This window comes from Shigella sp. FC1544 (assembly GCF_001722145.1).
GTDB classification, from domain to species: Bacteria; Pseudomonadota; Gammaproteobacteria; order Enterobacterales; family Enterobacteriaceae; genus Escherichia; species Escherichia coli.
Map to the genome: position 1 here is coordinate 1 of NZ_MECT01000237.1, position 2,235 is coordinate 2,235.

Here is a 2,235-nt window from a genome sequence, read left to right on the forward strand (position 1 = left end):
CTTTAATCTGCTTCATGGCGGCAGCAAGTTCAGAGGCAGGAACAACCTGTTCTCCGGCGGCCACAGCAGTAAGACTTCCTTCCTGGTATTGCTTACGCCAGAGAAATAACTGGCTGGCTGCTACACCATGTTGCCGGGCAACGAGGGAGACCGTCATCCCCGGTTCAAAGCTCTGCTGAACAATTGCGATCTTTTCCTGTGTGGTACGCCGTCTGCGTTTCTCCGGCCCTAAGACATCAATCATCTGTACTCCAATGACTAGTCTAAAAACTAGTATTAAGACTATCACTTATTTAAGTGATACTGGTTGTCTGGAGATTCAGGGGGCCAGTCTACCCAGCAAGCGCTGTAACTCTTTTATTTGTTTTATAGCGGCAGCCAGTTCTGAGGCAGGAACGACATCCTCTCCGGCAGCAACAACAGTGAGACTTCCTTCCAGATATTATTTTTTCCACTTAAGCAACAGGCTGGGCTGAATACCATGCAAACGCGCCACATGGGACACCGTCATGCCAGGCTCCATTGTCTGCTGAATAATGGCAATTTTTTCCTGAGGAGTTTTACGTTTACGAAGCTCCAGCCCCAGCAAAGTTCCAGTCATCTCAAAATTAGAACTAGTGTTAGACATATATCCAAGCCTATCTCTTATTTTAAGATACATCCACTGTCTGGCGTTTCAAGGGGCCGGCTCAAATCTATGTACAGGCTCTCAGCATCAGCAAAGCCTCTTACTCTTCCAACTACTACTGTTAGCATAGTGATCAAATTCCTGATCAGATACATGAATTACCTGAACCGAACTATTTTCATCTACAAATGCATCTGGCGATTTTTCTACAGGATCATAAAGATTAAATCCCTTTCCTGTTTGAACATCCAAAAACATAATTTTTTCACCATCGTTAAATCCAGCTATCCAATGAGTGGCCTGTTCAATAGAAATCATTACTACACTTCCTTTTGAAGTGTTTTGTAAAATATTTTCTGCAATACGCTCACGAAATTTACTATAAGTTTCATTAGGATGTGACACTATGCCTTCACTATCAATTTGCTCTAAATGCCTATGAAAAAATCCGGTCATATACTCTGATATTTCATTAGGTACGGGAGCCTCTCTTACTCCATACCCTAACATAGCCATACAAGCATGAAGCGCACACCCCGAACAGTTACCATCCCCACCAGACGGATTTATCATTTTCTGTAAAGTCGCTGCCAATTCAGAATCTTTATCCATATCACCAAGACTTTTAGAGTTTAAAGATTCCAGCAATTTTTTAACATTTACATTTCCCTCCTCTGTATGTGCCTCATATCCAGCAGTTCCCTGTAACGACACCCCATTAATCATATTGTATCCTGACAGTATATATACTCACTATATTTTCTTCATAACAAATATCCCTCTGATATGACAACAAAAAACGGAGCCGGATTCCTGTTTTTGTGAACTGCAGCTATTCGAGTCTAAAAAGTGATCCACTTACCACCAACGGCCTAATATATACAGAACGGAGTAAACAGGGCTAACAGTTCCCGATAGGTCTCATCATTCCGTGGCCCGAAAGTGTAAGCCAACACACCGCCAGTTTTAGTGTTGTACGCATACCAGAGCCAGTGTTGTTGCAGCCTTGCTGCCGACGAAGCGCCACTGCTCATCAAGTTCACAGATAAGGGCAACATCAGCGTGAGCGACTGGCGCAGATGTTATCCGCCGGGGCGGGAGCTTTTTAATGTCCGTATGATGGTATTGATGCCGATTTTCAGTGTCCTGGCGGTATCACGGCCCCCTGCGCCGTTATGTGCCATTTCAACGATCTGCTCCTTAACGCCGGGTTTTCTGGCTTCATAAGAGTAAGTGAGCTGGAAAACACGTTTACATGAGCGACAACGGAAACGCTCATGCCGGGAACAACTACGGCCATGTCGATAAACTTCATCGGAATGACAGCGCGGACAATGAACAGTAACGGTGTAAGCGCCCCGAGAAGTACGTAGCGTAAGGATTATTTTACAGACGAGAAGTTCCAGGGCAGCAGTTCATGCACTTGGTTCGACGGCCAGTCATTGAGCTTCTCGATCACTTCGCGCAACCAGTCCTCCGGCTCCACTTCGTTCTGTTTGCAGGTGACCAGCAGACTGTAGATGATCGCCGCACTTTCTCCTCCCTTGTCTGAGCCGAAAAAGAGATAATTTTTTCTTCCAACCGCCACCGATCGTAACGCGTTTTCA

The 2,235-nt window shown here is 45.1% G+C and carries 3 protein-coding genes and 2 pseudogenes; all 5 read right to left on the bottom strand.

All coding sequences use genetic code 11. From position 1 onward, the window contains the following. Positions 1-244, bottom strand: a 244-nt coding sequence (locus BGK49_RS13045; RefSeq protein ID WP_000567704.1) for a transposase, incomplete at its 3' end; no start/stop codon positions are given. Positions 245-331: 87 nt separating this feature from the next. Further along, a pseudogene (locus tag BGK49_RS13050) lies at positions 332-601 on the bottom strand (transposase); the annotation flags it as partial. A gap of 114 nt (positions 602-715) precedes the next feature. After that, positions 716-1,354: a type III secretion system effector OspI gene (gene ospI / locus BGK49_RS30440; RefSeq protein ID WP_000607008.1), complete on the bottom strand. Its 639-nt coding sequence runs from the start codon at positions 1,352-1,354 to the stop codon at positions 716-718. 152 nt (positions 1,355-1,506) lie between these two features. After that, positions 1,507-2,010, bottom strand: a pseudogene (locus BGK49_RS26955) (IS1 family transposase); the annotation flags it as partial. After that, on the bottom strand, positions 2,010-2,235 hold a 226-nt coding region (locus tag BGK49_RS13070), incomplete at its 5' end, for a transposase domain-containing protein (protein ID WP_069375754.1). The gene BGK49_RS13070 and the pseudogene BGK49_RS26955, both read right to left, overlap by 1 nt.